We start from the raw sequence: 24975 nt of genomic DNA on the forward strand, positions 1-24975 counted from the left end.
TCTCTCCTTTAGGCCTGCTGGCTGCTGACGGGGACCACTTCACCGGTCATGTACGAGGAATAGTCGCTGGCCAGGAAGACCATGACGTTGGCGATTTCCCAGGGCTCGGCGGCGCGGCCGAAGGCCTCGCGGGAGGTCAGCTCTTCCAGCAGCTCGTCCGAGGTGACCTTGGCCAGGAACGGGTGCATGGCCAGCGACGGGGCGACCGCGTTGATGCGGATGCCGTGCGGGGCCACGTCCATGGCTGCCGAGCGAGTCAGTGCCATGACGCCTGCCTTCGCGGCGGCGTAGTGGGCCTGCCCTTCCTGGGCGCGCCAGCCGATCACCGAAGCGTTGTTGATGATGACGCCCTTGGTGCCGTTCTTCACCATGCGCTGGCTGGCGGCGCGCACGGAGCGGAAGGTGCCGGTGAGGGTCACGTTCACGACCTTCTCCCACTGCTCGTCTTCCATGTCCAGGATGGAGGCGGTGCCGCCCAGCCCGGCGTTGTTGATCATGACGTCCACGCCGCCGGCTTCCTCGGCGACGTCCAGCAGCGCCTGGACCTGCTCCTCGTTGGTCACGTCGCAGACGGCGAAGCGCACACGCTCGGCGCCGAACTCAGCGCCGAGTTCATTGGCGGAGGCCTCGAGCCGGCCGGCGTGGGTATCGCCCAGCACCACCAGGTCCGCACCTTCCTCCAGGCAGCGGCGTGCCGCCGCGGCCCCAATGCCGGCTCCGGCTGCAGCGGTCACGACAACGCGTCGTCCGGCGAGCAGACCATGGGCGGGAACGTATTCTGGCGCCGGCTGTGCGATGCGCTGGATGGTCATACTCGTGCCTCCTTGGGCAGGCCGAGCACGCGCTCGGCGATTACGTTGCGTTGGATTTCGTCCGATCCCCCGTAGAGGGTATCGGCGCGGCTGAAGAGATACAGGGCCTGCAGCTCGTCGAGCTCATACGGCGCCTGCGCGACGGTCAGCGCGCCAGCGCCGGCTACGGCCATGGCCAGCTCGCCCAGCGAGCGGTGCCATGGAGCCCACAGCAGCTTGGTGATCGAGGCCTCGATACCCTGCTCGCCGCTGAGCGTGCGCAGCCCGTGCATGCGAAGCATATCCAGCCCCATCTGGGACTTGACGATCTGGTCTTGGGTAATGGGATCCTCGATCGCTCCGTTGGTGCGCGCCAGGTCGATGATCAGCTGCAGCTCGCGCTGGAAGGCGATCTGCTGGGCGAGCGTGGAGACGCCGCGTTCGAAGCCCAGGGTGCCCATGGCCACCGACCAGCCCGCGCCGGGCTCGCCCACCACCAGGTCCTCATCGGTGGTGGCGCCGTCGAAGAAGACCTCGTTGAACTCCGAGGTTCCAGTCAGCTGCAGGATCGGGCGGATCTCCACGCCGGGCTGGTCCATCGGAACCAGCAGGTAGGACAGGCCGCGATGCTTCACGGATCCCGGCTCGGTGCGGGCGATGACGAAGCACCAGTCAGCGGTGTGCGCCAGCGAGGTCCACACCTTCTGGCCGTCGACAACCCACTTGCCGTCTTCCAGCCGGGCCTTGGTCTTCACCCCGGCCAGGTCGGAGCCTGCTCCCGGCTCCGAGTAGCCTTGGCACCACAGTTCCTCGACCGCGATGATCTTGGGCAGGAACCGGGCCTGCTGCTCGGGAGTGCCGAAGGCAATGAGGGTCGGGCCCAGCAGTTCCTCGCCCAGGTGGTTCACGCGAGCCGGCGCATTGGCCCGGGCGTACTCCTCGTGGAAGATGACCTGCTGCTGCAGGCTCAGCCCGCGGCCGCCGTGCTCCTTGGGCCAGCTGACGCAGCTCCAGCCGTGGGCGGCCATGTGCTGGTTCCACTCCAGGCGTTCCTCGAAGGCTTCGTGCTCGCGCCCCGAGCCGCCCAGTCCGCGCAGTGCGGCGAACTTGCCGACGAGGTTTGCTTCAAGCCAATCCCGGAATTCCTGACGAAAAGCGTCATCTTCCGCTGAATAATTCAGATCCACGACATCTCCCTCACTCTCGATATCCATTGGTCTCTCGGTTGATCTTCGCTTATGCTAGCAAACCAAGCACTTGTTTGGTTACTGTAGTCCCAAGCAAGTTTTCACGGCTGGGTTCCCAGCCGAAATGCGACACAGGATAAGGAGGCCCGCGATGACTCTGAACGACAGTGACGGCGTCGTAACCTACGAAGTGCGCGGCACCACGGCGATCATTCGACTGAACCGCCCCGAGTACCGCAACGCACAGAACTCGAAAATGACCTATGCCCTGGACGCCGCGTTCACCCGCGCCGTCGAGGACGACGCGGTCAAGGCCATCGTGCTGGCGGGCAACGGCAAGCACTTCAGCGCAGGCCACGACATCGGCACCCCGGAGCGCGACGCCGACCAGAGCTTCGAGCGCAAGGCAGTGGTCTGGTGGGACCACGTCGGGGCCGAGGGCGTCGACTCCCGCTTCGCCCGCGAATCCGAGGTCTACCTGGGCATGTGCCGCCGCTGGCGCGAACTGCCCAAGCCGGTCATCGCCATGGTCCACGGCGCCTGCATCGCCGGCGGCCTGATGCTGGCCTGGTCTTGCGACTTCATCGTGGCCAGCGAAGACGCATTCTTCTCGGACCCGGTGGTCCGCATGGGCATTCCCGGCGTGGAATACTTCGCCCACCCGTGGGTCACCAACCCCCGCGCGGCCAAGGAAATGCTGTTCACCGGCGACCGCTTCACGGCCCGCCGCGCCTACGAGCTGGGCATGGTCAACCACGTCGTTGACCGCGAACTGCTCGAGGAGCACACGCTGAATTTGGCCGAGCGCATCGGCGCCATGCCCCGCCTCGGCCTGGCCCTGGCCAAGAAGGCGGTCAACCAATCCGAAGACCTGCAGGGCCTGCGCGCCGGCATGGACTCGGTCTTCGGGCTGCACCACGCAGCCCACGCACACAACGCAGAGGTCGGCAAGGATTCCCTGGCCGGCATGGGAGCCAAGAACATGGCGGAGGCGGCAAAATAAATGGATCTTGACCTGACAGAAGAGCAGCTCGCGTTCGCTGCCGAAGCACGCGCCTGGCTGGCCGAAAACGTGCCAGCCACCCCGCTGCCCTCCATGGACACCGAGGAGGGTTTCGCCGCCCACCGTCAGTGGGAAGCCAAGCTGGCCGAAGGACGCTGGTCCGTCGTGTCCTGGCCGGAAGAATACGGGGGCCGCGGCGCCGGGCTGATCGAGTGGGTGCTCTTCGAGGAGGAGTACTACCGCGCCGGAGCCCCGACCCGCGTGGCGCAGAACGGCATCTCGCTGCTGGCTCCGATCCTGTTCGGGCACGGCACCGAGGCGCAGCATGAGCGCTTTTTGCGCGACATGACCGACGGCACCCTGATCTGGGCCCAGGCCTGGTCCGAGCCGGGCGCCGGCAGCGACCTGGCCTCCATCCGCAGCACCGCCAAGCGCGACGACGAGCGCGGCGGCTGGATCCTGAACGGCCAGAAGACCTGGAGCTCGCGCGCCCCGTGGGCCGACCGCGGCTTCGGCCTGTTCCGCTCGGATCCCGAGGCGCAGCGCCACCGCGGCCTGACCTACTTCCTGTTCCCGCTGGATGCGCCGGGCCTGACGGTCCGCCCGATCACCCAGCTGGATGGCACCACCGGGTTCGCGGAGCTGTTCTTCGACGATGTGTTCGTCGCGGACGAGGACGTGCTCGGCGCCCCGGGCGACGGCTGGCGCGTGGCCATGAGCACCGCCGGCAACGAGCGCGGCCTGTCGCTGCGCTCCCCCGGCCGCTTCTGCGCCGCCACCGACCGGCTGATCGACTTGTGGCAGCGCAACCAGGAGCAGGATCCATTCGCCCAGGACGCGGTGGTGGATGCCTGGATCAAGTCCGAGGCCTACCGCCTGTACACCTGGGGCACCGTCAGCACGCTGCAGGAAGGCGGCGACATCGGCGCCGAAGGCAGCGTGAACAAGGTCTTCTGGTCCGAACTGGACATCGCGATCCACCAGACCGGCCTGGATCTGCTCGGCCCGGCCGCGGAACTGCGCTCCGCCTCCGCGGAGGCCGGCGGACGCTGGGTGGATGACTACATCTTCGCCCTGGGCGGCCCGATCTACGCGGGCACCAACGAAATCCAGCGCAACATCATTGCAGAACGCATACTTGGCCTGCCACGCGGCGGCGACGGACGGAAGGCGTCATGAAATTCGTAATCAGTGAGGAACAGCGGGCGCTGGCCGAGGCCATCGACCAGGTCATCGAATCCGTGGGCGGCACCGCCGTGGCCCGCACGGCCTCGGAAGGCGATGCGGCTCCGGCCCGCGCACTGTGGGAGCAGCTGGCCGAGCTCGGCCTGCTGGGCCTGTGCATCGACGAGGCCGACGGCGGCATGGGCGGCACCCCGGTGGACCTGATCGTCGCCTTCGAGCGCCTGGGCTACCACGCAGCCCCGGGCCCCTACCTGGAATCCGCGGCGCTGTTGCCGGATCTGGTGGACCCAGCCCTGCGCGAATCCCTGGCCGACGGTTCGGTGATCGCCACCGCCGCGATCCCTGGCTTCGTGCCTTACGCGCTGGATGCGCAGCTGTGCTCGCAGCAGTTCATCGTCACCGAGGATTCGATCACCCCTGCCGAGGCCGGGGAAGGCCAGGAGTCCATCGACGCGGCCCGCACCCTGCATGAGCTGGCCCCTGCCGGACCGGCCGCCGCGCTTGATCCGCAGGCCGTGGCGCTGGCCATCGACCGCGCCACTCTGGGCAGCGCCGCCATGCTGCTCGGCGCCGGCGAACGCCTGCTGGAAGAGGCAGTGGCCTACGCCAAGCTGCGCGAGCAGTTCGGCCGCGTCATTGGCGAATACCAGGGGCTGAAGCACCAGCTGGCCAACGTCCGCGTGGCGCTGACCTTCGCCCGCCCGCTGCTCAAGGGCGCGGCCTTGGATCTGGGCACCCCGGCCGGCGAACGCAGCGTGTCCGCCGCCAAGGTCGCCGCCTCGGACGCCGCAATCCTGGCCGCCCGCACCGCACTGCAGGTGCACGGCGCCATCGGCTACACCCAGGAGCACGACCTGAGCCTGTGGCTCACCCGGGTGCACGCGCTGGCTTCGGCCTGGGGCACCGGCCGCTACCACCGTTCACGCATCGCCGCGTCGATCCTGGCTCCCGCCGCGATCCTGTCGCCTGCCAGCTAGAGGACATCATGGACTTCTCATTAACCGACGAACAAAACGAACTGGCCAAGACCCTGCACGCGGTACTGGCCCGCCATGCCGACCCGCTGGCAGTGCGCAGCGCGGCCGAATCCGAGCTCGGCTACGACCCGCAGCTGTGGCAGGTGCTCGCCCAGGAAATCGGCGTTGCCTCCCTGGCGATCCCGGAGGAATTCGGCGGGGCAGGCTGCGGCTGGCTGGAGACCGGACTGGTCCTGGAGACCCTCGGCTACCACCTGGCTCCGTCCCCGCTGCTCTCCTCGGCCGTGCTGGCCACCGCGGCCATCCTCGAATCCGGGAACACCGAGGCCTGCGAGCGACTGCTGCCGGGCATCGCCGAAGGCGAAACCCTGGCCACGCTCGCCTGGGCGGACTCCAAGGGCCGCTGGGATCCCGCATCCAACGACCTTGCCGCCGCCCCGCAGGGCGAGGACTGGGTGCTGAACGGCGAGGCAACCCTGGTGATCGACGGATTGGGCGCCAACCTGGTGCTGGCCGTGGCCCAGACCGAGAACGGACCGGGCATCTTCGAGATCCTGGATCCGGAAGCGATCGGGCGGATCTCCACCCCTGCGGTGGACACCACCCTGCGTTTCGCCACCTACACCCTGGACCAGGTGCCGGCCCGCGCACTGGCCCTGGACGCCGAAGCCGCCCTGGCCAAGGTCCGCGACATCGCCCTGGTGTCGCTGGCCTGCTGGCAGGCGGGCACCGCCCGGCGCGGACTGGACATGACGGTTGAATACTCCAAGCAGCGCGAGCAGTTCGGACGCGCCATCGGATCCTTCCAGGCGCTCAAGCACCGCATGGCCGACATGCTGGTGCAGGTGGAGACCGCGCGCACCGCGGCCTGGGCCGCCGCATGGTCCGCCGGCACCGGAGCCGACGACCTGCCGCAGCGTGCGGCATCCGCCGCGGCCTGGTGCTCGGACGCGCTGGACCACATCGCCGCGGAGTGCGTGCAGCTGCATGGCGGCATCGCCATCACCTGGGAGCACGATGCCCAGCTGGTCTTCAAGCGCGCTCATGCCACGAGCCAGCTCTTCGGGCAGGCCCGGACGCACCGCCAGCGTCTCGGCGAACTGCTGGGCCTGACCGCGGCCTAGCCGCCTCGGACTCGCAACAGCCATCCCGTCCGCCGCAGATTCTCGGCGGACGGGATGGCGTCTTTTTTTGCCACTTGCCGGAGCCGTAGTCGGCCCCTCGTTCAAATTGTGCACACAGGAGCGCCCGTTAGACTTGGGTGGGTTCTAAATGGAGAACCGACTTATTCGCAATCCCGAGGGACAGAAATCAGGTTATGTCACCACGCACCCTATTCCGCATCGTTGCCCGGGCCGAGGCAGTCACCTGGACGCTTCTGATCATCGCCATGCTGTTGAAGTACGTCGTGAAGGTGGGCGACTGGCCGGTTTCCATTGCCGGATTCATGCACGGTTTCGTGTTCCTGTCCTACGTTGCCACCGGCGTGCTCGTCGGCATCAACCAGCGCTGGACCAAGCGCTCCATCGTGCTTGCCGCAGCCACCTCGATCGTCCCTTACCTGACGATTCCCTATGAACGCCGCTTGGAGAAGCAGGGACGCCTGGAAGGCGAATGGCGCACCACCAAGAGCGACCACCCGGATGATGACAAGTGGTTTGACACCCTGTTCCGCTGGATGGTCGGCCGCCCAATCCTGACCGCGGTGATCGCAGTCGTGATCGTCGCACTGATCTTCACCGTCATGCTGATCCTAGGCCCTCCAGGTGGCCGCGCCTAACCTCGATTTCCCCGGCAACAGCGCCTCTAGCTACGACAAAGCCCCGTCATTTGGCGGGGCTTTTTTGCCATGCAGTTCTTTGTCCGGGAGGAACGTAATTTGCCAAGGCAATAATCGCGTCGCTTGGCCTCTTACCGTCCAAGGTAGCCAGTTGGTAGGCTGACTTCGCCCCGTCCGTTATGTATCGAAAGCTGTCGGCGGGATACCTTGCAGTCAGTGGCTCGTTGTTCTGGCCGAGCACAATGTAGTTGTCCCCAAGTTTAACCACGCGAGCCTTGGTCGTTGGCTGAATAACCGTATCCGTCGCCTTCTTTTTTGGGCGTATCTGATGCCTCCGCTCCCACGCTCATTCTACGAGCGGATCCTTGTTTTGCCTCAGAAGTTGTGCTGCCGGCAGGTGAAACACCTATCGGAGTTCGGTTCAGATCCAGGTTTTCTAATGCAACAGCATGAGCAATAACAACGCCTCCCTTTTTGTCAGCCAAGGAGCCCGGAGCGCCAACTTCCAAAGCACTTTAGGGAATTCGGATCAGCATCTCTTTTTCGTTCCCTGACACCCGCCATCCAGAGGATCCGGCACGCTTGCCTTGCCCTCTTCGCTCGGGCTCCGGCCGGGTGCCTTTTGCCCACGGGACGAGCAGCGACTTGGTGAGATAGCTTCCGGCAGCCGTCTGCTCGGCACTCCCGTGAACTACATCGATCCCGTATTACGCGCGATTCCAGCAGTGATCGGCATCGTTGACGCGAGTCCTGTAGCAAAGCGTCCTATACGCGAAAATAGATGCCGCACCGACAACTACTAGGGTGCCGCCTGGTGCGGCGGCTACCGAAGTCTGAGTACCAGGACGAATCCATTGGAACTCCCCGCCTGCATAGTCGGCAGGCTTCACGAAAACCAAAGCAGTGCGATAGCTGGCCAATGGGACTACGCTGACCAATTCATTTCATTCATGCTAGCCTTACAACCAAGCGAGCGCTAGGTTTATTATTCGTTGAAGAAATGAGGGAAACCCAATGCCTGACAAGCGATTGGAACTCAGTGACGCGGTAGCGTCCATCAAGTCTGGAATGACCATCGGCATCGGCGGCTGGGGCTCGCGGCGCAAGCCCATGGCCTTCGTCCGTGAACTGCTGCGGACCGACGTCAAGGACCTGACCGTGGTCTCCCTGGGTGGCCCGGACGTCGGACTGCTGGTCGCGGCCGGCAAGGTCAAGAAGCTGATCTACGGCTTCGTCACCCTGGACAGCATCCCGCTGGATCCACTGTTCACCGCAGCCCGCGAACGCGGCGAGCTGGAGCTGCAGGAATACGATGAGGGCATGTTCGTGACCGGCCTGCGCGCCGGAGCCGCACGCCTCTCCTTCCTGCCGACCCTGGCAGGTATCGGTTCGGACGTCCTGCCGGCCAACAAGCACCTGAAGACCGTCAAGTCGCCGTATTCGGACGACGAGTACGTTGCGGTTCCGGCCATCCGCATGGATGTCGCGCTGATCCACGTCAACCGTGCCGACGCAGCCGGCAACGTCCAGTTCCTAGGCCCGGATCCGTACTTCGACGACCTCTACGCGATGGCCGCTGACCGCACCTTCGTGAGCACCGAGAAGATCGTTCAGACCGAGAACCTGCTCGATGAAGGTTCGTACCACACGCTGATGCTCAGCCGCATGTACGTCACCGGCGTCGTCGAGACCCCGCGCGGTGCGCACTTCACCACCTGCGAGCCCGACTACGGCCGCGACGAAGTCTTCCAGAAGCACTACGCTGCATCCGCCAAGGACCCGGCGGCGTGGGATGCCTTCACCGCAGAATTCCTGGCAGGCGACGAGGCGGCATTCCATGCAGCCGTCGAGCGCTTCCACGCAGAAAAGGAGAAAGCCAATGTCTAACGACGCCACCATTGCCGAGATCTGCGTTGCAGCCTGCTCGGACATCTACCGCGAATCCGGCGAGCTGCTCGCCCATGCGGTGGGCATTGTCCCATCCATTGGCGCACGCCTGGCCAAGCTGACCCATTCGCCGGACATCATCCTCAGCGACGGCGAAGCCTTCATGATGAGCGAAGCCTCCCCACTAGGCAAGCCGGCCTCCGCCGGCGGTGTCATCGAGGGCTGGGCTCCGTTCCGCCGCATCTTCGACATCGTGGCCACCGGCCGCCGCCAGAGCATCATGGGCGCGAGCCAGATCGACCAGTACGGCAACCAGAACATTTCGCTGATCGGCGACTGGGACAAGCCGAAGCGCCAGCTCATCGGCGTGCGCGGGGCCCCTGGCAATACCGCCAACCACCGCGTGGACTACTGGATTGCACGCCACAGCGCACGCCTGTTCGTCCCTTCAGTGGACATGGTCTCCGGCGTCGGCAACGACCGCGCCAAGGCCGCCGGCCTCAAGCATCACCACCTGGGTGTCATCATCACCAACCTCGCCGTGCTCGGCTACGACGAGGACGGCCGCGTGAAGGTGCTCTCGGTGCACCCGGGCGTGGATCCGCAGGAAGTCACCGACAACACCGGATTCCCGCTGGATGCCTCCAACGCGCCGGAAACGCGCCTGCCAACCGACGAGGAGTTGCGCCTGATCCGCGAGGTCATAGACCCGCGCGCGGTACGCAATCGTGAGGTATCGGTACCGCAGCCAGTAGGCTAGTCAATCGAATGATTGAGCCGGGCCGGGGAGCTGTTTCACAGCTTCCCGGCCCGGCTTTTAACGTGTCGGAACTCCGTGGGAACATTCGATAAGTAGACAGTTTCAAGGAGGACAATGGATCCGCAACTCCCCCTCAGAATTTTGGAAGCAGTCAGGCTGCTTCACCGTCTCGGTTACCGGGGCTTGAGAATTCTGCCTGGATTGAACGCTTCGGGCATCGCTTGGCGCATTATCATCTTCGACGTCACCGAGTGGCGCACCGGCGATGAGTTTGGCGCTCCCTACAACGCGAAAGAGTCATGCCGGTATACAACTGCCGACGAAAATGTCTTCAACGAATCGATTCAATTCCCCGCCGATGTGAGCCACATTGACGTCGCCGAAGCCATTATCGGCGCGATGCCTTCCCTGAAGCGAAGTGGTTTCGAAGAAACCGGAAACCGCGCCTACGTGGACTGGTATTCACAACTCATGAGCCAGGTCAGCAAACTTACGGATCTACCCATCGCCTACGGCGATTACGGGGACTTCGACGAAGCTTGGGGTTGGGTTTGGGAACAGCCCGGTATTTCCCAAAACCACCACAGTACGCACCCGAACCGCAGTCGACATCGAAACGGGCAAAGAGCGATGAGCACTACGTACTCAAACTATGCAATGAAGTGCTAGGTTCTGGTTGCGAGCAGCAGAAAACATTCGATTGGCTTCTGGGACTGCCTTCGAAAAAGACCGGACTCCGAGCGCCGCTCCCGGTTGATGGCTATTGGGAAGACCGTCGACTCGTGGTCGAGTACCACGAGAAACAGCACTCAGAAGCCGTCCCGTTTTTCGACGACAAGGTCACCGCATCGGGCCATCTGCGCGGTGAACAGCGCAAGCTATACGACGCCCAAAAGGCGACAATGATTCCTGAGCAAGGATTGACGCTGCTCATCATTGACTACCGTGATTTCCAGAACGTCAAGGGGAAAATTGTTCGCAATTACGAAAAGGATCTACTTGTCGTGGCAAGAATGATCAAGGATGTATTACCGCAGCCCGTTGGCGATCAGCGTTAGCCGTCTTCGAGAGAACCTTGAATTGCCATAGATTCAAAGCCACAAGACTTCAGCGTGACTTTGGATCACCACAAAAAGCAGGGCCGGGCTATTGCATGAAGACGGAACCGCGCATGCCCCGGGAATTTTCTCCCCAGGCATGCGCGGTTCTGTCGGTTCTCGTGGATTGGTGTTAGTTCAATCGTTCCAGCACCAGCGCCATGCCCTGGCCGCCGGCCACGCACATGGTTTCCACGGCGAACTGCTCGTCGCGTTCCTGTAAAGCATGAATGGCGGTGGTGGTCATGCGGGCGCCGGTCATGCCGAACGGGTGGCCTAAGGCGATTGCGCCGCCGTTGACGTTGACCTTGTCCGGGTCGATGCCGATGTCGTCGATGGACGGCAGCACCTGGGCGGCGAAGGCCTCGTTAAGCTCCATGATGTCCATGTCCTTGATCGACATCTTGGCGTTGGCCAGAGCGCGCTTCACCGCATCGACCGGACCCAGGCCCATAAGCTCAGGGGTCATGGCCGCCACGCCGGTGGACACAATGCGTGCCAGGGGCTTCAGGCCCAGTTCCTTGGCTTTGGTATCACTCATGATCACCAGTGCTGCGGCACCGTCGTTCAGCGGGCAGCAGTTCGCAGCGGTCACGGTGCCGTGTTCGCGGAATACCGGGGCCATGGTGGCGAGCTTCTCCAGCTTCACGCCGGCGCGCGGTCCGTCATCGGTGGACACTACGGTGCCGTCGCCCAGGGTGACCGGGGTGATGTCCTTTTCCCAGAATCCGCGAAGCCCTGCTGCTTCGGCGAGGTTCTGGCTGCGCACTGCCCATTCGTCCTGGGCTTCGCGGGAGACGCCGCGCAGTTGGGCGACATTCTCCGCGGTGTCGCCCATGGCGATGTATATGTCCGGCAGCTCGCCCTTGGCGCGAGGGTCGCTCCAGCGCGAGGAAGCATCCTCATTCAGCGCCTTGGTGCGGTCCATGGCTGCGAAGAAGGCAGGGTTCTTGGTGTCCGGCATGCCGTCGGACTTGCCCAGGCCGAAGCGCGATACGGTTTCCACGCCGGCCGAGATGAAGACGTCGCCTTCGCCGGCCTTGATGGCGTGGAAAGCCATGCGGGTGGTCTGCAGCGAGGACGAGCAGTAGCGGTGCACGGTGGTGCCTGGAACCGAGTCCAGGCCCAGCTGCATGGCGACCATGCGGGCGATGTTGTAACCCTGCTCGCCTGCTGGCTGCGCACAGCCCATCATCAGGTCGTTGATGGTGTGCGGGTCCAGTTCCGGCACCGCGCTGAGCGCTGCCTGCACCATCTGCGCGGCCAGGTCGTCGCCGCGCATTTCACGCAACGAGCCCTTGTAGGCTCGGCCGATCGGCGAACGCGCCGCTGAAACAATAACTGCCTCTGCCATTAGAGTGCTCCTTCTACTTCAAGTTCAAGTGGTTTCAGTTCATCGGCGTTCGGGGTGTGCGCCAAGAAGGCCGGCCATTCCCCGCCGCCGTCCACGTCCAGCACCGCGCCGGTAATGTGGGATGCCATATCCGAGGCGAGCATGACGCAGGCGGCGCCGATCTCGCTTGGCGCTGCGAACTGTCCGCGCGGGATGGTTGCCGCAACGCGCTCGAAGCTTTCCTCGTCGCCGTAGTGGTCTACGGCGCCTTCGGTGGCCACCAGGCCGCAGCTGACCGCGTTCACGCGGATGTGCGGAGCCCACTCCACCGCGAGGCTTCCAGTCAGGCTTTCCAGCGCGGCCTTGGCCGCACCGTACACCGCGGTGCCCGGGCTCGGACGGCGGGCGCTGATGGAGGTGATGTTCACGACCGAGCCCTTCTCCGGCTGGCGCATCATCACCGGCAGCACTGCGCTGGCGACATGTGCGGCTGAGAGGAAGTTCAGTTCCGTGATGGCCTGCAGGTAGCGTGCAGAGCCCTTTTCGAAGCGTCCGAAGGGCGACCCTCCGGCATTGTTGACGGCGACGTCGATGCGGCCGCGGCGGCTGTGCACCTCGGAAACCCAGTCCTGGACCTGCTCCGCGTTGCGGACATCCACCTGGGTGAAGTGCACCGAAGGGTGCTCGCTGATTCCGCCGGCCTCCGGGAGGCTGCGTCCGCAGATCTCCACGACGGCGCCGGCGTCGAGAAATGCCTGGGTGATTCCGGCGCCGACTCCGCGGGCGCCGCCCGTAACGAGCACTACCCGGTCTTTAAGGTCAATAACGACTGACATCGTTTTCCTGCCCTTCTTCTCAACAGCGGTGCCGCTGGGATGACCAGCCCACCGTGTGCCGATAGTTGTGTGCGTGTGATGGTTCGCCGAGGTGAAGCCGAGTTCCCCGAGGCGGTTCCTGCCTCGATAGCGGCCAGATGGCCGTCGATTCGCCGGTAAACCGGGGGCGGCTTCGAGAATCGCACCCCTGCGGCCAACCATCAACCTAACGCTTGCTACGTTGAGCATAAAGGCTTAATCTCTCATTACCAAGCATGCGTTTGGTTGGTTGGGAAAATATTTCAGTTCCACGCACCTCCCACGACAAGCAATTCAAGGGGTTCCACAGGCATATGCAGACCAATTCCGGCACATCGACCACCACGCTCAAGCCGGTGCACGAGCACACCCAGCGCCTGAGCTACGCGGACACGGACCCCGCCGGGATCCTCTACTACGCAACCTGGTTCCCGCGCATGGAAGCGCTGCAGACCGAATGGCTGCTGCTGAACGGATTCCGCCAGGACACCCTGCTCGAACGCTTCGGCTGGTGGACGGTGTCCCGGGCCACCCACTGCGACTACCTGCAAGCGGCGCGGCTCTTCGAGGAAATCACCATTGAGCTGCGCGTCGGAGAAATCGGGAATTGCTCGGTTCGCTTCGACTTCCAGATGTGGCGGCGCAGCGACCAGACCCTGGTGGCAACGGCCTCCAACTGGCTGGTGACCGTCAGCCCGGATCAGAAAGCCATCCGGCTGCCGGAAGTGTTCCGCACCTTCCTGGAATCCGGCGCGGCCCAATGACATCCATCGCTTTGTTTTGCCCGCCCGCCGGCGAGCGCAGGATGCTCCCATGAGCCTCACCCGTAACGCCGAATCGGAGGACCTCCGGCTCAAGCCGAAGAGCTCCCGGTGGCCCACCGTCATCCTGCTTGCCGTCAGCGGCATGCTCTCCTCGATGCAGTTCACGCTGATCGTCCCGTCGTTGCCCAGCTTCACCGAAGATCTGGGGGTCTCGGCGGAGGATGCTTCGTGGCTGGTGACAATCACGCTGCTTGCCGGGGCGGTGGGAACCCCGGTGCTCTCGCGCATGGCGGACATGTACGGCCGGCGGCGCCTGCTGCTGGTGGCCCTGGGACTGCTGGTGGCCGGCTCACTGACCGCCGCGTTGGGGCCGGGCTTCGGCTGGGTGCTGGCGGGCCGGGCCCTGCAGGGCTGCGCCTCCTCCATCGTCCCCATCGGCATCAGCCTGCTGCGCGACATGATGCCGGCCGGGCACGCAGGCACCGCGATTGCCGTCATGAGCGCGACCGTCGGACTGGGATCCGCCACCGGACTGCTGCTCTCCGGGGTGCTGGGCAGCAGCGGGCTCGGCACCGCGGGGATCTTTGTGTTCTCCGCGGTCGGCGGAGTCCTTGCCCTGGGCGGCGTGCTGCTGCTGGTCCGCGATGCGGGATCATATCCGGGCGGCCGGTTCGACGTGCTCGGCGCGCTGGGCCTGTCGGTGGTGCTGGCCAGTGCCCTGTTCGTCATCTCGAAGTCCAGCTGGTGGGGCACGAACCCGCTGCCGCTGGCGGTAATTTCCGGGCTCGGGGTGCTCACTGCCTGCTTGTGGGTTCCGCTGCAGCTGCGCAGCGCCCGTGCGGTCATCGACCTGCGCACCGCCTTCCGCCGTCCGGTGCTGCTGACCAATATCGCCACCTTCTTCGCCACCGCGGGGATGTTCGCCAACCACCTGCTGACAGCCCACGAGGTGCAGGCCCCGGCCGGCATCGGATCCGGGCTGGGGCTCAGCCCGGTGGAGGCGGGACTGGTCATGATCCCGGCCGCGCTGACCATGGCAGGGCTCTCCCCGGTGGCGGGCATGTTGCTCAACCGCATCGACGGGCGCAAGGTGCTGGCCCTCGGCGCGCTGGTCATGTCGCTGGCCTTCGTGTTCCGCCTGTTCACCCACGGCTCGCTGGCAGTCATCGTGGTCGGTGCGGCGCTGGTGGGCGTGGGCACCGCGCTGAGCTTCGCGGCCATGCCGGCGCTGGTCATGGGATACAGCCCGGCGCAGGACGCCGCGGCGGCCAACGGCATCAATTCCCTGATCCGCACCTTCTCCGGGGCGGCCACCAGCGCGGTGTTCGCCTTCCTGCTCTCGAACTTCGCGGTCTCCGCGGGTGACTCGCAGTTCCTGACCCAGTCTGGGCTGTCGCTCGCCTTCGGCGCCGTCGCCGCGAGCTGCCTGCTGGCCTCGGTGCTGGCCCTGCTGCTGCCGGCCTCTCCGCGCGGAACGGAACGTTGATCGCGCCGGTTCCGGAAAGTGGGACTGGCCGCCCGGGCGCTGCGGCTGCTCGATAGAGTGCTGGCATGACTATTGATGCGCGCACAGCAAACACCGAGGACCGGGCGCTTTTTACGCCCCTGACCATCCGCGGCACCACGCTGCCGTTGCGGGCCGGCGTTTCACCCATGTGCATGTACGCCGCGGTTGACGGCTTCGCCAGCGACTTCCACCTGGCCCATCTGGGGCGCTTCGCCCTGGGCGGCGCGGGGCTGGTCATCGTCGAGGCGACGGCCATCGAGCCGCGCGGCCGCATCTCCCATTTCGACCTGGGCCTGTGGGACGACGCCCACGTGGAGAGCATGACCCGCATCGCGAGCCTGCTCGACGCCCACGGTTCGGTCCCCGGAATCCAGCTGGGCCATGCAGGCCGTCGCGCCTCGGTGCGCGAGCCGTGGCATGCCGGCGCCCCGCTGGATGAGACGGACGCCCAGGCGGGCAACCCGCCGTGGCAGACCGTCGGCCCCTCGGCCTTGCCGGCCGGCCCGAACTGGCCGGTGCCGCACGAGCTGAGCGAGGCGGAGATCGCCGAGTCGGTAGCCCAGTGGGCATCCGCAGCGCGCCGCGCCGCCGAGGCGGGCTTCCGCTACATCGAGCTGCATGGGGCCCACGGCTACCTTCTGCATTCCTTCCTATCCCCCATTTCCAACACCCGCACCGACGGCTACGGCGGGGACACCGCCGGGCGCATGCGCTACCCGCTGGAGGTCATCCGCGCCATCCGCGAAGCCATCGGCGACGAGATCATCCTGGCCTACCGGGTGTCCTCGGTGGACGGCGTGCTGGACGGCGGCCTGGGCATCGAGGACATCGTCGAGTTCTCCCGGCACGCGAACGCCGCCGGCGTGGACGTCCTCGACACCTCTTCCGGGGGCATCACCACCGACCGCTCCAGCGACACCCGCGTGCGCCGCGGCTTCGGCTTCCATGCGGACTTCGCCCGGGCCATCAAGGCGGAAACCGACGCGGTCGTGGCCTGCGTGGGCTTCATCGTGGATCCGGAGCAGGCCAGCCGGATGATCGAAGGCCAGGACGCGGACATCGTGCTGCTGGGTCGCGAGATGCTGGACAACCCGAACTGGGTGCACCATGCCCGGCGCGCGCTGGCAACCGACGAGTTCGAGCACTGGGACCAGCGCTTCGGCAGCGCCCTGGGCCCGCGCCTGTCCACCCTGCAGCGGCTGGCGAAGTCCGGGGAAACCCCGCTGACGCGCTTCGAGCAGTACAGCGGCGCCTAGCGAAACTCGGCTAATACTTGTGATGCTCCTGGAAAACCAGGAGCATCACCTGCTTAATACGAATGCCTGTCGTTAAGTGTCTCTGATGAACCTATATGGTGGGCATGACCCGTGGCCCGCGTGCTCACGTGGGCACCGTCTGCGTGCATGACGTGCAGGGCCTCATCAGAGAAGAACCCTCCTGGTGGTGGAATCCCCTCTCCTTCGTGACTGATATGAAAACCGCTGAAAAGCTCACAGAAGATCCCAGCCGCCGACGGCCCCCTCTATAGCTGCCGCGAAAAAAGTTTTGTTTGGTGGAAGCGAGAAATGCAACGGGACAAGCTCGGTTGATTTCCGACTTGTGCATAATTACGAAAACTTGACAGATGTTCGTGTGAAGAACGTAAATATCATTGGCGCAAATCACACGTACCACGGTACGACTTGCGATAATGGTACTAAGACGACAGAGTACTACTCGGAAATCGCTCTGCGTGAACTAAGCAAGGCTGTGCAGCGCCTGAGCGCAACTTAGACCCTGACCCACTGCTGATTGGCAATTTGAAGTTGATACCGGTTCAAGACCAAACATCGATACTGCTCGCATCAGCGCTTAGCGCTAGACGAGGGCGACGCCTCATTTACGATGGTCTCGATGTATCGTTCGGCCCAGCGATTACTGCATTCTTTGGGCCGAACGGTGCTGGTAAAACCACTTTGTTTGAGAGCCTGCTCGAACCAACGAATTTGCACGCCGGTAGCGTCGCGCTCAATGGCGAGACAATCAATACCCCAAGCAAGCTTCGCCAGTACTATTCCCGCATTGGGTATATGCCGCAAAACTGGCAATATTTTCCCGGCTTTACAGTTCGTGAAATGATCGAATACGGTGCCTGGCTCAAAGGCGTACCGTCGAAAAGCCTAAGTCACCTCGCAGAACAAGCTATCGAATGGGTCGACCTTACGAGTTCAGCCGACACCAGACTTAGGAAGCTATCTGGCGGTTCCCGCCAACGTGTAGGTTTGGCCGAAGCGTTCGTCCACAACCCAGACGTCGTTCTGTTGGATGAACCTACTGTGAAAAAGGGTTGGACTCAAACCGAACTGAATAGGATCGGGTCCCCATCCCGCCGCCGGCCTCGCAAGAAATCCAACGAAACGACCCCAGCAGCCGAAAACTAAAAGAACGCACAGCAATGGGCCGGCACTCACCTCACGGTAAGTGCCGGCCCATTATTTGTTCCTGGTTACGTGGGCGGCCTCCTGCCCACCTGTGCACAGCAAAAGCCCTATCCGCTGCGCTGCTTTTCCTGCACACACGGGGACAGCAGGAACGAACCGACCGCCCGCACACAACCCAAAAGCTACGGTCCCTGAGTTACCCAGCGTTCTGCGATCTTGGGCTGTGCACGGCCTCTATCATTCTGCACTTAAGTCTGAAACCCCAACCCTCCTGCCGAAGGTCCTGAACACTCCATCCGAGCTCGAAAGCCAAGACTTCTAGAAGCTAACCTCGCCAAGTCTGACACTGAATTACACGGCGCAACAAGGATGGCCCTGAACACACATGCTCAGGGCCGTCCATCTAACTAATTCGAGTGATCCGGAAGATACGGTTCACACAGTCCGTCAATCTGTTTGAACTCTTGCGGATTCATCCCCTCCAACGCTTCTGGTCCGTCCGATTGACCGCTGGCCCAGTACCAGAACGCTTCCTTGCTGATGGCCAGGTTGCGGGCTTCGCAGCTGCGGTACCAGCGCGCGGTCACGTCGCCTTCCACATACGTGGTGTATTCGAAGAGCTTCCCGGTTTCATCTTCTGCATTCGCTGCGGCGAAGATGATGTAAGGCCAGGATCCCAAATCCCAACCATCGCGACCCCACCCTGGGACCTCATGCCATCCGGTGCCTGCCAGCGATTCTATCCAGTCATACCCTTCGCCGTACATGTCGCGTTCGACAGTCGCGGGAACGATGACGGTCTCGCCGGTGTCATTGGTCTTGGTCTGCATAGAATTTCTGCCTTTCGCATCACGGAAAGAGGGGCAAGTTGCCAGCCATCCACCGAAGCCCTCCCGGGTTGTTTTTTGCCTGCTGGCGAAATGCAATGAAGCGGGGCCAGCCGGAAAACCCATCAACTCGTCAGGGGTGCGCAACCCACGAAAATTTTGGGCCGAAACAAGCGACTTTGGAGCGCGGCCCAAAAATTTCTGGGTGAAGCACGCCCGAAGCGCAGCGAGTGGCTTGTGGGTTTGGAGGTGGCCCGTACACTCCGAAGGACAGCAGCAAAAAACAGAAAAGACCGGACGAAGTCCGGGCCAACAGCCGGCCGCGCCAGCGGGCGCCCATTTCTTCCAGGCCCGGGCCTGGGCATGCAATCAGTCTCAAGGAATCAGGATGCAGTGCATGCTGAAGAGACTGGCACTTACGCAGTGAAAGAGCTGCCTAGCAGATCGAACGCTTAGCGGTGACGAATGCTTCTTCGCCTGGCGCAATCAGTACAATCCGTTACGGGACAAGACGCGCGGTTAATGAACGATGAGGTAAGCCTCGTCGCAGAGTTCCTCTGCATGGGCATAGTGCTTGCGGTGGCTGTATTCTCTAGGAAGATCCTGTCAGGTTGCTTGCGCAAGTGACTATGGAAGTATCGATGCGGACTGGATCGTTGGCTTGAATTTTTGCGCCTGTATAATTCCGCGGTCAAGAATAATATGCAAAAAATCGATGTCACCGATTACTCCAGAGCTGTTTGGACCTTCGCTCGATTCATAATCTTCAGAGCGAGGCGTACTGCATGCCATATGACTGCATAGATTACGAGTAAGACGGATGCCGAGGATATCCCGCTTTTTACAAATACAGTGATTACCGATGCCCACTCGAGAGAGGATTCACCCGTAAGGGTTTGAGCGATACTCCTCACTGATAATGCGATACTCACCAGAACAATCGATGAGGCTATGAGGATGCGCGTCATGAGTGTTTTGGGCGCAACCCGCATTTTGCTCGACGATCGCTCCGCTGATTTCAGCCGTCGTGCGCCCCAGAACGCCAGAAAGAAAACGCCGAGAATGCTACTCGCATGTTGCAAGAAGCGGTTGACGGGAATATCAAAGATCATGGGTGCTTGCAACACTTGGATTCGGCTTACGAGCCAACTATCTCCGTGCGTAAAAGAGTACCACACCACGTGAGTAAGAATCCCCAATATTACAGAAACAAGCGTCCATAGCACGTGGTGCGTGAGGGGGCGCATCTCAGAAGTTCCATGTTCGCTCCGGCCAGCTAGATACTTGAGAGGTCGCTTGAGGAACCGCAGGAGTAGAAAGATCAATAGCGCGATTGGCGCGGTGGCTGTGATCATTCCTGCTAGTGAATGGGTGTAAGTTGCGTTCACGAATGGTTCGTACCAGTCTTCGGCCGCAACAGGAATCCTCATAAAGTAAGGAAAATCTGGTGCAACTGCCCCCGCGACGAGGGCCGCTGGAACAAATGGATACCTCAGCAAAGGGAGTATCGCTGCTGGATGTGCAAATGTGGCTGGCAAGTGAGCTCTCTTATGGAAATGATGACAGAATGGAGCCGAAAATTGACAGTGCTTCGCCCTGGCGGGCAAAGTAAGCTAATCCTTTTCGGCAATGCTAGGAATATTCACTATAGAGCCGGGACGCAAGCCCTGATAGCTCGATCCCCGTCCGCTGCAACCGTATCCACTGAGGGGTGGACATTGTTGTCACGACCATCAGCACGGCTTCGATTCGGGCTAGAGATCTAATACCGTTGGTCGTTTCGTCTTCAGCGAAATCTGAGGCGTGGATTCCCGAGACCTGGTGAAGAAAAACCGCGGGAGTATGACGCGCTCCCATAGTTTGAGAACTGGATCCGAGTAATCCACGCAGATCCACGATAGGTGTCGTCTCCTCTCTTGAAATGAACGTATGGGAAGTCGAACTTCCGGTTGGCGGTTCTCCTGAACTTCAGCCCATAGCCCATAGACGGGATTCGCAACGAGCTCACGGTGCAATACGTAATAAACCAGTCCCACGCCCTTGGCCACACCGGCCTGCATCCACTAGGCACTGCCCGCTGCGGAACTTCAAGCGCTGCCCCATGGTGATGATTCGTTGCTGCTTTCGCGAAGCCTGATTTGCCTGCCAACTCAAGCTCTGAGCGCATTGATGCATAGGTTCAACCCATAGCCGAGTGACTCTAAATCCGAAGGTTCGAGTCCCGAGAGCATTCGCTGCTCAACTTTGTCCACTTCGGCTTGTGCAGCGGAAAGAAGCGTCGCACCCGCCTCTGTGAGCGCAGCGGGCAACGCACGGCCGCCCGCCGATGGCTTGGAGCGTTCAACCAGCCCGCGTTCTAGCAGTTGCTGCAACATTGTGCCCATTGATTGGCGCGTCATGAACGTGGCTCGAGCCAACTCTGCAGCGGAGATGCCCGGATCGCGAAGAAGGCTGTGCAGGCATGAGTACTGTGACACGCTGAGGTCCATTGGACGCAACGCGTCTTCCATGTGAATGCGAAGTAATGACTGTGCTTGCTTAATCAGATACCCGACCTGAGGTTGATGTTTGCTCATGTAAGAATTCTGACATAGAATTTTCATGTAAGAAAACTGACATATAAGGAGAATCATCATGTCCGTCACAGGCCCCGATTTCATTGCCCTGCAGGTACGTGACCTTGAGAGGGCCGCAGCCTTCTACGAGAACACAGTGGGCCTAACCCGCGCACCATTCTCGCCCCCGCACGCCGTCGTCTTCGACACCCAGCCAGCCTTCGCTGTCCGCGATCCTGAGCCTGGTGCGGATCTCGATTCCGGAAAGCCAGGACTTGGCGTCGCGATCTGGCTCCATGACCCTGAGGCAGTTGCTATGCATCGCGCACTGGTGAGCGCGGATGTAACCATCTTGCGTGAACCATTTGAAGGACCCTTTGGGACGACCTTCGCCTTTCAGGATCCCGACGGTTACACAGTTACTATTCATGACCGCGCCACACGCGGCTAGCCCAACATAAAGCGGCACAGTCCCCATGTGGCAAGCAGTTGCTTGCAACGACGCTCTCGGCCGGCAGGTTCGCCCGTGGATTCGTTCAGCGCAGCCTGCGCACATTAGTTGACAACGTCCCGTAAGCCGCTCGACTTACGGGACGTTGTGAACTATTGACTTGATTGTTTCAGGAACTTCGAACCCTCAATTTTTCGGATGTACAGATATTCGCCCGAGAAAATACCCAGTGAAGTTACGGCGCACTTTGACGCCATCCGACGCAACCGCATCGCCAGAAGATTGATGCGCCAACTTCAGGGGCTCTGGACACAGAGAATGCCGAATCACAAACGGTCGTTTATGACGCATCGGTTCACCCGCTTCAGCGAAGGTTTCCAACAGTTGAAAACTCAACAGATTTTCGATGCGAGATCGTCGCTAAACTCAGTGCCACAAACTATGTAGCGAAAATACTCCCATTTCGCGAGTATTAATACACCCAACAGTTCCAAATGCACCCGTTCAATGAATTTTCCTAACGATATCGCTCCTGCATTAGCGATCGGTTACTGAGAACGTAATGCCAATAAAACCAACCGATAGCAAGGACCACTAGTGCGGTACCGGGGGCGATCGCCCAAATGAACCCACTGCCGAGACCGTCCTTGGCACTAGCCAGCCATGCGACGAAGAGTCCTCCAGCAGACCCTGAAGCAATAGCTGCCACCCATAAACCAATAACGGTAGCCGTGAGGCGTCTTTTTATTCTCTGCGAAGCAGAGAATAAGCTCATCACTCCACGGGTTTCGCGCATCAACGAAAGAGCGTATCTTATGCCTGCAGCAACGCACACGGTCGTCAGAAAAGCTGCACCCATGGATATAACTATGAGGAACCTCAACCATTGCTCAGATCCATCAGCATCGATTTCCACCATTTCCGCGCCCGGAGCAATACGTGCAATGTAGCTTCTTAGCTCGGCTCGTTCGCGCCCCTCCAAGGTCCCAAAATCCGTGAAGACCAGCTGACGAAGTTCGCTAGGCTTTAGACCCAGTTCGCGCACAAGCGAGGAACCTCTCCCAATAACGGCCCCCGCTAGAGGTTGAACAAGCGAGTCATCAGATGATGCATTTCTAATACTCAGCTCCTTGCTGGCGAAGCTTTCCCCGGATTGAAATAAAAGGAAAGTTGCTTCGCCAGCATTAGTGAGCTCACTGGAGACTCGAACTGTCTCTGTGCTGTCCGGAGAGAGCACAACGTACCGGAGTACTGGTTCTAAACCACACAAATCACCGGCGATAAAAGAATCAGCTTCATCGTGTTCACCCATACACAAGGCAATTTCAGGGCTTGTAATACGAGCATCAACCACATCTTCCAAAGGAAGAGAATAGCGGGTTGGCTGGATCCCGCCTTTTTCTAAGTAGCGTTGGGTGACAGCGTCTGCCTGATCCGCAGGAATAGAATCCAGCGCCATGCTGCCGGCAGGAAGCGTCGGCGATTGATGCACCGTTGCGGTACGTTCATTGTGCACCGCGCGCCCTGTAAAGGCGACTGACATAGCCAGCAAAGTTGAAACAAATAAAGCAAAGCATAAAGTCAGCGCGGCGGCAGCCTTCGTAGCCTTTCTTAGCGCAGGAGGGAGCAGAAAGCGACGTAGTAGAGACGAAAAAGCCCAAGGAAAAACCGCGAAGGCGGTCACTACGATAAAGACCGCTGACTCCGGCGGAATCACCCTTTGTGCCGCGGCGAGGATCGCCAGTCCAGAAAGTACTATGAGGACCGTTGAGGTCAGAACTGCTCCACGGGGCTGATCAAAGCCGAGGCGTAAAGCCAAGTTCTGGATTCGGGAAGACCCATGACGATATTTGGGGCGAGCTCCGATGGTTGCCGCTAGCAGCACCGAAGATACAGGAAGAAGGATCAAGGTGGCGTTGAGACTAACGCCAGACCACGCTTGTAAAAATATGCTGGACACTGCGTTTCGACCGATCCAAAGCCCGGCTATCGAAATAAACACTCCCAACAGAGAAGCGACCGCCGCAGATGTTCCCAAAAGAAGTAGTATCAGCGCAGTTCGTTGACGAGCAGTAACTCCCGAAGAAGCCAGCCCCTTCAAAGGCGCGTTGAGCGCTCGCATGAGTACTGATACGCCAAGCCCCAGAACGATCAGATACGCCAGCCATAGTCCAATAAGCAAAGTACCCGCTTGAGGGAAATATGTTGCAGAAGCATCAGTGATGGTGCTTTTCTTCAGTGATTCCAGGGAATTGTATGTAAATAATTTTTGCTCGAATAAGGATGTTGTTGAAGTATTAAGGAAGGGATCTGTTTCGCTGAGGAACCCGCTAATTTCGGGCAGGGCAACCGACGTAAGCAGATAGGATTGCTTGTCGTCGATTTTCGCTGAGTCCTGGACCAGGCCACTGACCTTAGCGGCAAAAGATTTATTGTCCGCCACTTGGACAGATAGAGTATCTCCGACGGCTAATCCCAGATCATTGGCAATCCCAGCAGGCAGCAGGATCTGCCCAGACTCTTCAGGCGAAGCTCCCTCGATGAGTTGTCCGAAGGATAGTTCCGAATCTTCATAGGAACGCACGTCTCCTTGAACCAGCTTTGCGTCCGTACTAAAGGACGCACTGGAATCAGAAATGGGGATCCACCCAGCGACCTCAGTCCCTGCCTGAAGACTCTCCGTGGTGGTGGGCTGCATTAGATGCTGCATATTTGTGAAATGAGAAGCAACACCTGTAGCGGCGGCGTTTTCTACCGAAGATTTGGCAATCGATATTGAACTGATAGCTGCTGAGAACACGAATGCGCATATGAGCAAAGGAATGAGCGATCGCCAGTAGTAACGGCCGATCCGGATTGCTAAATGTCGAGGAGTGAAGATCTTCGTCATCGAATTTTTTGCACCTTGCCCGACTGAATGGAAAGGACTGAATCGGCGACATCAACTAGCGCTGAATCGTGCGTAGCAACAATCACGCATCGCTGATCACTGTGAGCGATTTCCCTGAGAAGAGCGGCGATACCTTGACTCGTCTCGCTATCCAGAGACCCTGTCGGTTCATCAGGCAAGAGCACAGGAGCTTGAACCGTTAGAGCGCGCGCAAGAGCCAGCCGTTGTTGCTGTCCTCCGGAAAGTTCTTCAGGTACCCGCTTGGCTAGGCCCTGTAGGCCAACAATGTTCAGCAAAACCTCTGGATCAGCGACTTGGCGCCCACGCATCTCGGCCGCGAGTTGCAGATTCTCCGCAGCTGAGAGAAAAGGTACGAGCTGAAAATCCTGGGGAACATAAATAGACTGCGCGGTTCCAGCATCATGCTTGGAAGAATCAATGCAATATTCTCCGACGCATACCGTGCCTTGGTCAGCGATCTGAAGGCCGGCAATCACCCTCAGTAATGTTGATTTGCCGGTTCCGCTAGGTCCAACAACTGCAGTGAGTCCACTAGGTACTTCAAAGGTGACATCTTTGAGTACGGTAAGTACGTCTTGCCCGTCTGGGTAGGTCAGTGAAACATGGTCAACGGTCAGCATAACTCTGCTTTCAGGACAGACAGATGGCCCGCACTGACTCACAGTGCGGGCCATCAACCGATTGGT

23 protein-coding genes are annotated in these 24975 nt (G+C 61.2%); 14 read left to right on the forward strand and 9 right to left on the reverse strand.

The window, feature by feature from the left end; genetic code table 11:
• Positions 1-8: 8 nt before the first annotated feature.
• The gene (locus DFO58_RS17235) at positions 9-812 is read right to left on the reverse strand and encodes an SDR family oxidoreductase (protein WP_047120433.1); all 804 of its coding nucleotides are present in this window, start codon (positions 810-812) and stop codon (positions 9-11) included.
• The gene (locus tag DFO58_RS17240) at positions 809-1978 is read right to left on the reverse strand and encodes an acyl-CoA dehydrogenase family protein (protein WP_120991830.1); all 1170 of its coding nucleotides are present in this window, start codon (positions 1976-1978) and stop codon (positions 809-811) included. The genes DFO58_RS17235 and DFO58_RS17240 overlap by 4 nt, the downstream gene beginning before the upstream one ends.
• A 151-nt stretch (positions 1979-2129) precedes the next feature.
• Here DFO58_RS17240 and DFO58_RS17245 point away from each other — a divergent pair, with 151 nt between their 5' ends.
• The 9 genes from DFO58_RS17245 (at position 2130) to DFO58_RS17285 (ending at position 10628) form a co-directional block, all read left to right on the forward strand.
• Complete coding sequence (locus DFO58_RS17245; protein WP_047120435.1) at positions 2130-2981, forward strand: enoyl-CoA hydratase; 852 nt, start codon at positions 2130-2132, stop codon at positions 2979-2981.
• A complete protein-coding gene (locus tag DFO58_RS17250; protein WP_113607371.1) occupies positions 2982-4160 on the forward strand; it encodes an acyl-CoA dehydrogenase family protein in 1179 nt (392 codons plus the stop codon).
• Positions 4157-5143 (forward strand): acyl-CoA dehydrogenase family protein, encoded by a 987-nt coding sequence (locus DFO58_RS17255; RefSeq protein WP_120991831.1) that lies wholly within the window; start codon positions 4157-4159, stop codon positions 5141-5143. Before DFO58_RS17250 ends, DFO58_RS17255 begins: the two co-directional genes overlap by 4 nt.
• Before the next feature lie 8 nt (positions 5144-5151).
• Positions 5152-6267: an acyl-CoA dehydrogenase family protein gene (locus DFO58_RS17260; RefSeq protein ID WP_047120438.1), complete on the forward strand. Its 1116-nt coding sequence runs from the start codon at positions 5152-5154 to the stop codon at positions 6265-6267.
• A gap of 194 nt (positions 6268-6461) precedes the next feature.
• Positions 6462-6923, forward strand: coding sequence for a DUF3817 domain-containing protein (locus DFO58_RS17265; RefSeq protein ID WP_120991832.1), 462 nt, complete (start codon positions 6462-6464; stop codon positions 6921-6923).
• 1014 nt (positions 6924-7937) lie between these two features.
• Positions 7938-8810: a CoA-transferase gene (locus tag DFO58_RS17270; RefSeq protein ID WP_120991833.1), complete on the forward strand. Its 873-nt coding sequence runs from the start codon at positions 7938-7940 to the stop codon at positions 8808-8810.
• Positions 8803-9570, forward strand: a complete 768-nt coding sequence (locus DFO58_RS17275) for a CoA-transferase (RefSeq protein WP_120991834.1) — start codon at positions 8803-8805, stop codon at positions 9568-9570. Before DFO58_RS17270 ends, DFO58_RS17275 begins: the two co-directional genes overlap by 8 nt.
• Before the next feature lie 114 nt (positions 9571-9684).
• Positions 9685-10239, forward strand: a complete 555-nt coding sequence (locus tag DFO58_RS17280) for a hypothetical protein (RefSeq protein ID WP_120991835.1) — start codon at positions 9685-9687, stop codon at positions 10237-10239.
• Between the two features lie 113 nt (positions 10240-10352).
• Positions 10353-10628: a hypothetical protein gene (locus tag DFO58_RS17285; protein ID WP_220668573.1), complete on the forward strand. Its 276-nt coding sequence runs from the start codon at positions 10353-10355 to the stop codon at positions 10626-10628.
• Positions 10629-10800: 172 nt separating this feature from the next.
• On the opposite strand, the gene DFO58_RS17290 is transcribed toward DFO58_RS17285, so the two are convergent.
• Entirely contained in the window at positions 10801-12021 is a 1221-nt protein-coding gene (locus DFO58_RS17290; RefSeq protein WP_120991837.1) for an acetyl-CoA C-acetyltransferase, read from the reverse strand.
• The gene (locus DFO58_RS17295; RefSeq protein ID WP_120991838.1) at positions 12021-12836 is read right to left on the reverse strand and encodes an SDR family oxidoreductase; all 816 of its coding nucleotides are present in this window, start codon (positions 12834-12836) and stop codon (positions 12021-12023) included. The genes DFO58_RS17290 and DFO58_RS17295 overlap by 1 nt, the downstream gene beginning before the upstream one ends.
• Positions 12837-13168: 332 nt before the next feature.
• On the opposite strand from DFO58_RS17295, the gene DFO58_RS17300 reads away from it, so the two are divergent.
• The 4 genes from DFO58_RS17300 (at position 13169) to DFO58_RS17315 (ending at position 17545) form a co-directional block, all read left to right on the forward strand.
• Positions 13169-13618, forward strand: a complete 450-nt coding sequence (locus DFO58_RS17300) for a thioesterase family protein (RefSeq protein WP_183043250.1) — start codon at positions 13169-13171, stop codon at positions 13616-13618.
• 49 nt (positions 13619-13667) lie between these two features.
• Complete coding sequence (locus tag DFO58_RS17305) at positions 13668-15104, forward strand: MFS transporter (protein WP_120991840.1); 1437 nt, start codon at positions 13668-13670, stop codon at positions 15102-15104.
• 65 nt (positions 15105-15169) lie between these two features.
• Positions 15170-16381 (forward strand): NADH:flavin oxidoreductase/NADH oxidase, encoded by a 1212-nt coding sequence (locus DFO58_RS17310; protein ID WP_120991841.1) that lies wholly within the window; start codon positions 15170-15172, stop codon positions 16379-16381.
• Between the two features lie 543 nt (positions 16382-16924).
• A complete protein-coding gene (locus DFO58_RS17315) occupies positions 16925-17545 on the forward strand; it encodes an ATP-binding cassette domain-containing protein (RefSeq protein WP_183043251.1) in 621 nt (206 codons plus the stop codon).
• 407 nt (positions 17546-17952) lie between these two features.
• On the opposite strand, the gene DFO58_RS17320 is transcribed toward DFO58_RS17315, so the two are convergent.
• From DFO58_RS17320 to DFO58_RS17330, 3 genes are all read right to left on the reverse strand, one after another.
• Positions 17953-18375: a hypothetical protein gene (locus DFO58_RS17320; RefSeq protein ID WP_053799093.1), complete on the reverse strand. Its 423-nt coding sequence runs from the start codon at positions 18373-18375 to the stop codon at positions 17953-17955.
• A 722-nt stretch (positions 18376-19097) separates the two neighbouring features.
• Positions 19098-19979, reverse strand: coding sequence for a DUF4184 family protein (locus DFO58_RS18920; protein WP_120991843.1), 882 nt, complete (start codon positions 19977-19979; stop codon positions 19098-19100).
• A 543-nt stretch (positions 19980-20522) separates the two neighbouring features.
• On the reverse strand, positions 20523-20948 hold the full coding sequence (locus tag DFO58_RS17330; protein WP_053799505.1) for a MarR family transcriptional regulator: 426 nt from the start codon (positions 20946-20948) through the stop codon (positions 20523-20525).
• A 58-nt stretch (positions 20949-21006) separates the two neighbouring features.
• Here DFO58_RS17330 and DFO58_RS17335 point away from each other — a divergent pair, with 58 nt between their 5' ends.
• Positions 21007-21378 (forward strand): VOC family protein, encoded by a 372-nt coding sequence (locus tag DFO58_RS17335; RefSeq protein ID WP_120991844.1) that lies wholly within the window; start codon positions 21007-21009, stop codon positions 21376-21378.
• A gap of 517 nt (positions 21379-21895) precedes the next feature.
• Here the strand turns inward: DFO58_RS17335 and DFO58_RS18350 are convergent.
• Both DFO58_RS18350 and DFO58_RS17340 read right to left on the reverse strand, forming a co-directional pair.
• Positions 21896-24268: an AbrB/MazE/SpoVT family DNA-binding domain-containing protein gene (locus DFO58_RS18350; protein ID WP_147407327.1), complete on the reverse strand. Its 2373-nt coding sequence runs from the start codon at positions 24266-24268 to the stop codon at positions 21896-21898.
• Positions 24265-24909, reverse strand: a complete 645-nt coding sequence (locus tag DFO58_RS17340) for an ATP-binding cassette domain-containing protein (protein WP_183043253.1) — start codon at positions 24907-24909, stop codon at positions 24265-24267. Before DFO58_RS17340 ends, DFO58_RS18350 begins: the two co-directional genes overlap by 4 nt.
• Positions 24910-24975 lie beyond the last annotated feature (66 nt).

Source organism: Arthrobacter sp. AG1021, assembly GCF_003633665.1.
Lineage (GTDB): Bacteria > Actinomycetota > Actinomycetes > Actinomycetales > Micrococcaceae > Glutamicibacter > Glutamicibacter soli.

Excerpts from the sequence above, each read along its gene's own strand:
- DFO58_RS17235 (WP_047120433.1), bottom strand. The coding sequence starts at position 812 with ATGACCATCCAGCGCATCGCACAGCCGGCGCCAGAATACGTTCCCGCC.
- DFO58_RS17245 (WP_047120435.1), top strand. The coding sequence starts at position 2,130 with ATGACTCTGAACGACAGTGACGGCGTCGTAACCTACGAAGTGCGCGGC.
- DFO58_RS17250 (WP_113607371.1), top strand. The coding sequence starts at position 2,982 with ATGGATCTTGACCTGACAGAAGAGCAGCTCGCGTTCGCTGCCGAAGCA.
- DFO58_RS17255 (WP_120991831.1), top strand. The coding sequence starts at position 4,157 with ATGAAATTCGTAATCAGTGAGGAACAGCGGGCGCTGGCCGAGGCCATC.
- DFO58_RS17260 (WP_047120438.1), top strand. The coding sequence starts at position 5,152 with ATGGACTTCTCATTAACCGACGAACAAAACGAACTGGCCAAGACCCTG.
- DFO58_RS17265 (WP_120991832.1), top strand. The coding sequence starts at position 6,462 with ATGTCACCACGCACCCTATTCCGCATCGTTGCCCGGGCCGAGGCAGTC.
- DFO58_RS17270 (WP_120991833.1), top strand. The coding sequence starts at position 7,938 with ATGCCTGACAAGCGATTGGAACTCAGTGACGCGGTAGCGTCCATCAAG.
- DFO58_RS17275 (WP_120991834.1), top strand. The coding sequence starts at position 8,803 with ATGTCTAACGACGCCACCATTGCCGAGATCTGCGTTGCAGCCTGCTCG.
- DFO58_RS17280 (WP_120991835.1), top strand. The coding sequence starts at position 9,685 with ATGGATCCGCAACTCCCCCTCAGAATTTTGGAAGCAGTCAGGCTGCTT.
- DFO58_RS17290 (WP_120991837.1), bottom strand. The coding sequence starts at position 12,021 with ATGGCAGAGGCAGTTATTGTTTCAGCGGCGCGTTCGCCGATCGGCCGA.
- DFO58_RS17295 (WP_120991838.1), bottom strand. The coding sequence starts at position 12,836 with ATGTCAGTCGTTATTGACCTTAAAGACCGGGTAGTGCTCGTTACGGGC.
- DFO58_RS17300 (WP_183043250.1), top strand. The coding sequence starts at position 13,169 with ATGCAGACCAATTCCGGCACATCGACCACCACGCTCAAGCCGGTGCAC.
- DFO58_RS17305 (WP_120991840.1), top strand. The coding sequence starts at position 13,668 with ATGAGCCTCACCCGTAACGCCGAATCGGAGGACCTCCGGCTCAAGCCG.
- DFO58_RS17310 (WP_120991841.1), top strand. The coding sequence starts at position 15,170 with ATGACTATTGATGCGCGCACAGCAAACACCGAGGACCGGGCGCTTTTT.
- DFO58_RS17320 (WP_053799093.1), bottom strand. The coding sequence starts at position 18,375 with ATGCAGACCAAGACCAATGACACCGGCGAGACCGTCATCGTTCCCGCG.
- DFO58_RS17330 (WP_053799505.1), bottom strand. The coding sequence starts at position 20,948 with ATGAGCAAACATCAACCTCAGGTCGGGTATCTGATTAAGCAAGCACAG.
- DFO58_RS17335 (WP_120991844.1), top strand. The coding sequence starts at position 21,007 with ATGTCCGTCACAGGCCCCGATTTCATTGCCCTGCAGGTACGTGACCTT.
- DFO58_RS18350 (WP_147407327.1), bottom strand. The coding sequence starts at position 24,268 with ATGACGAAGATCTTCACTCCTCGACATTTAGCAATCCGGATCGGCCGT.
- DFO58_RS17340 (WP_183043253.1), bottom strand. The coding sequence starts at position 24,909 with ATGCTGACCGTTGACCATGTTTCACTGACCTACCCAGACGGGCAAGAC.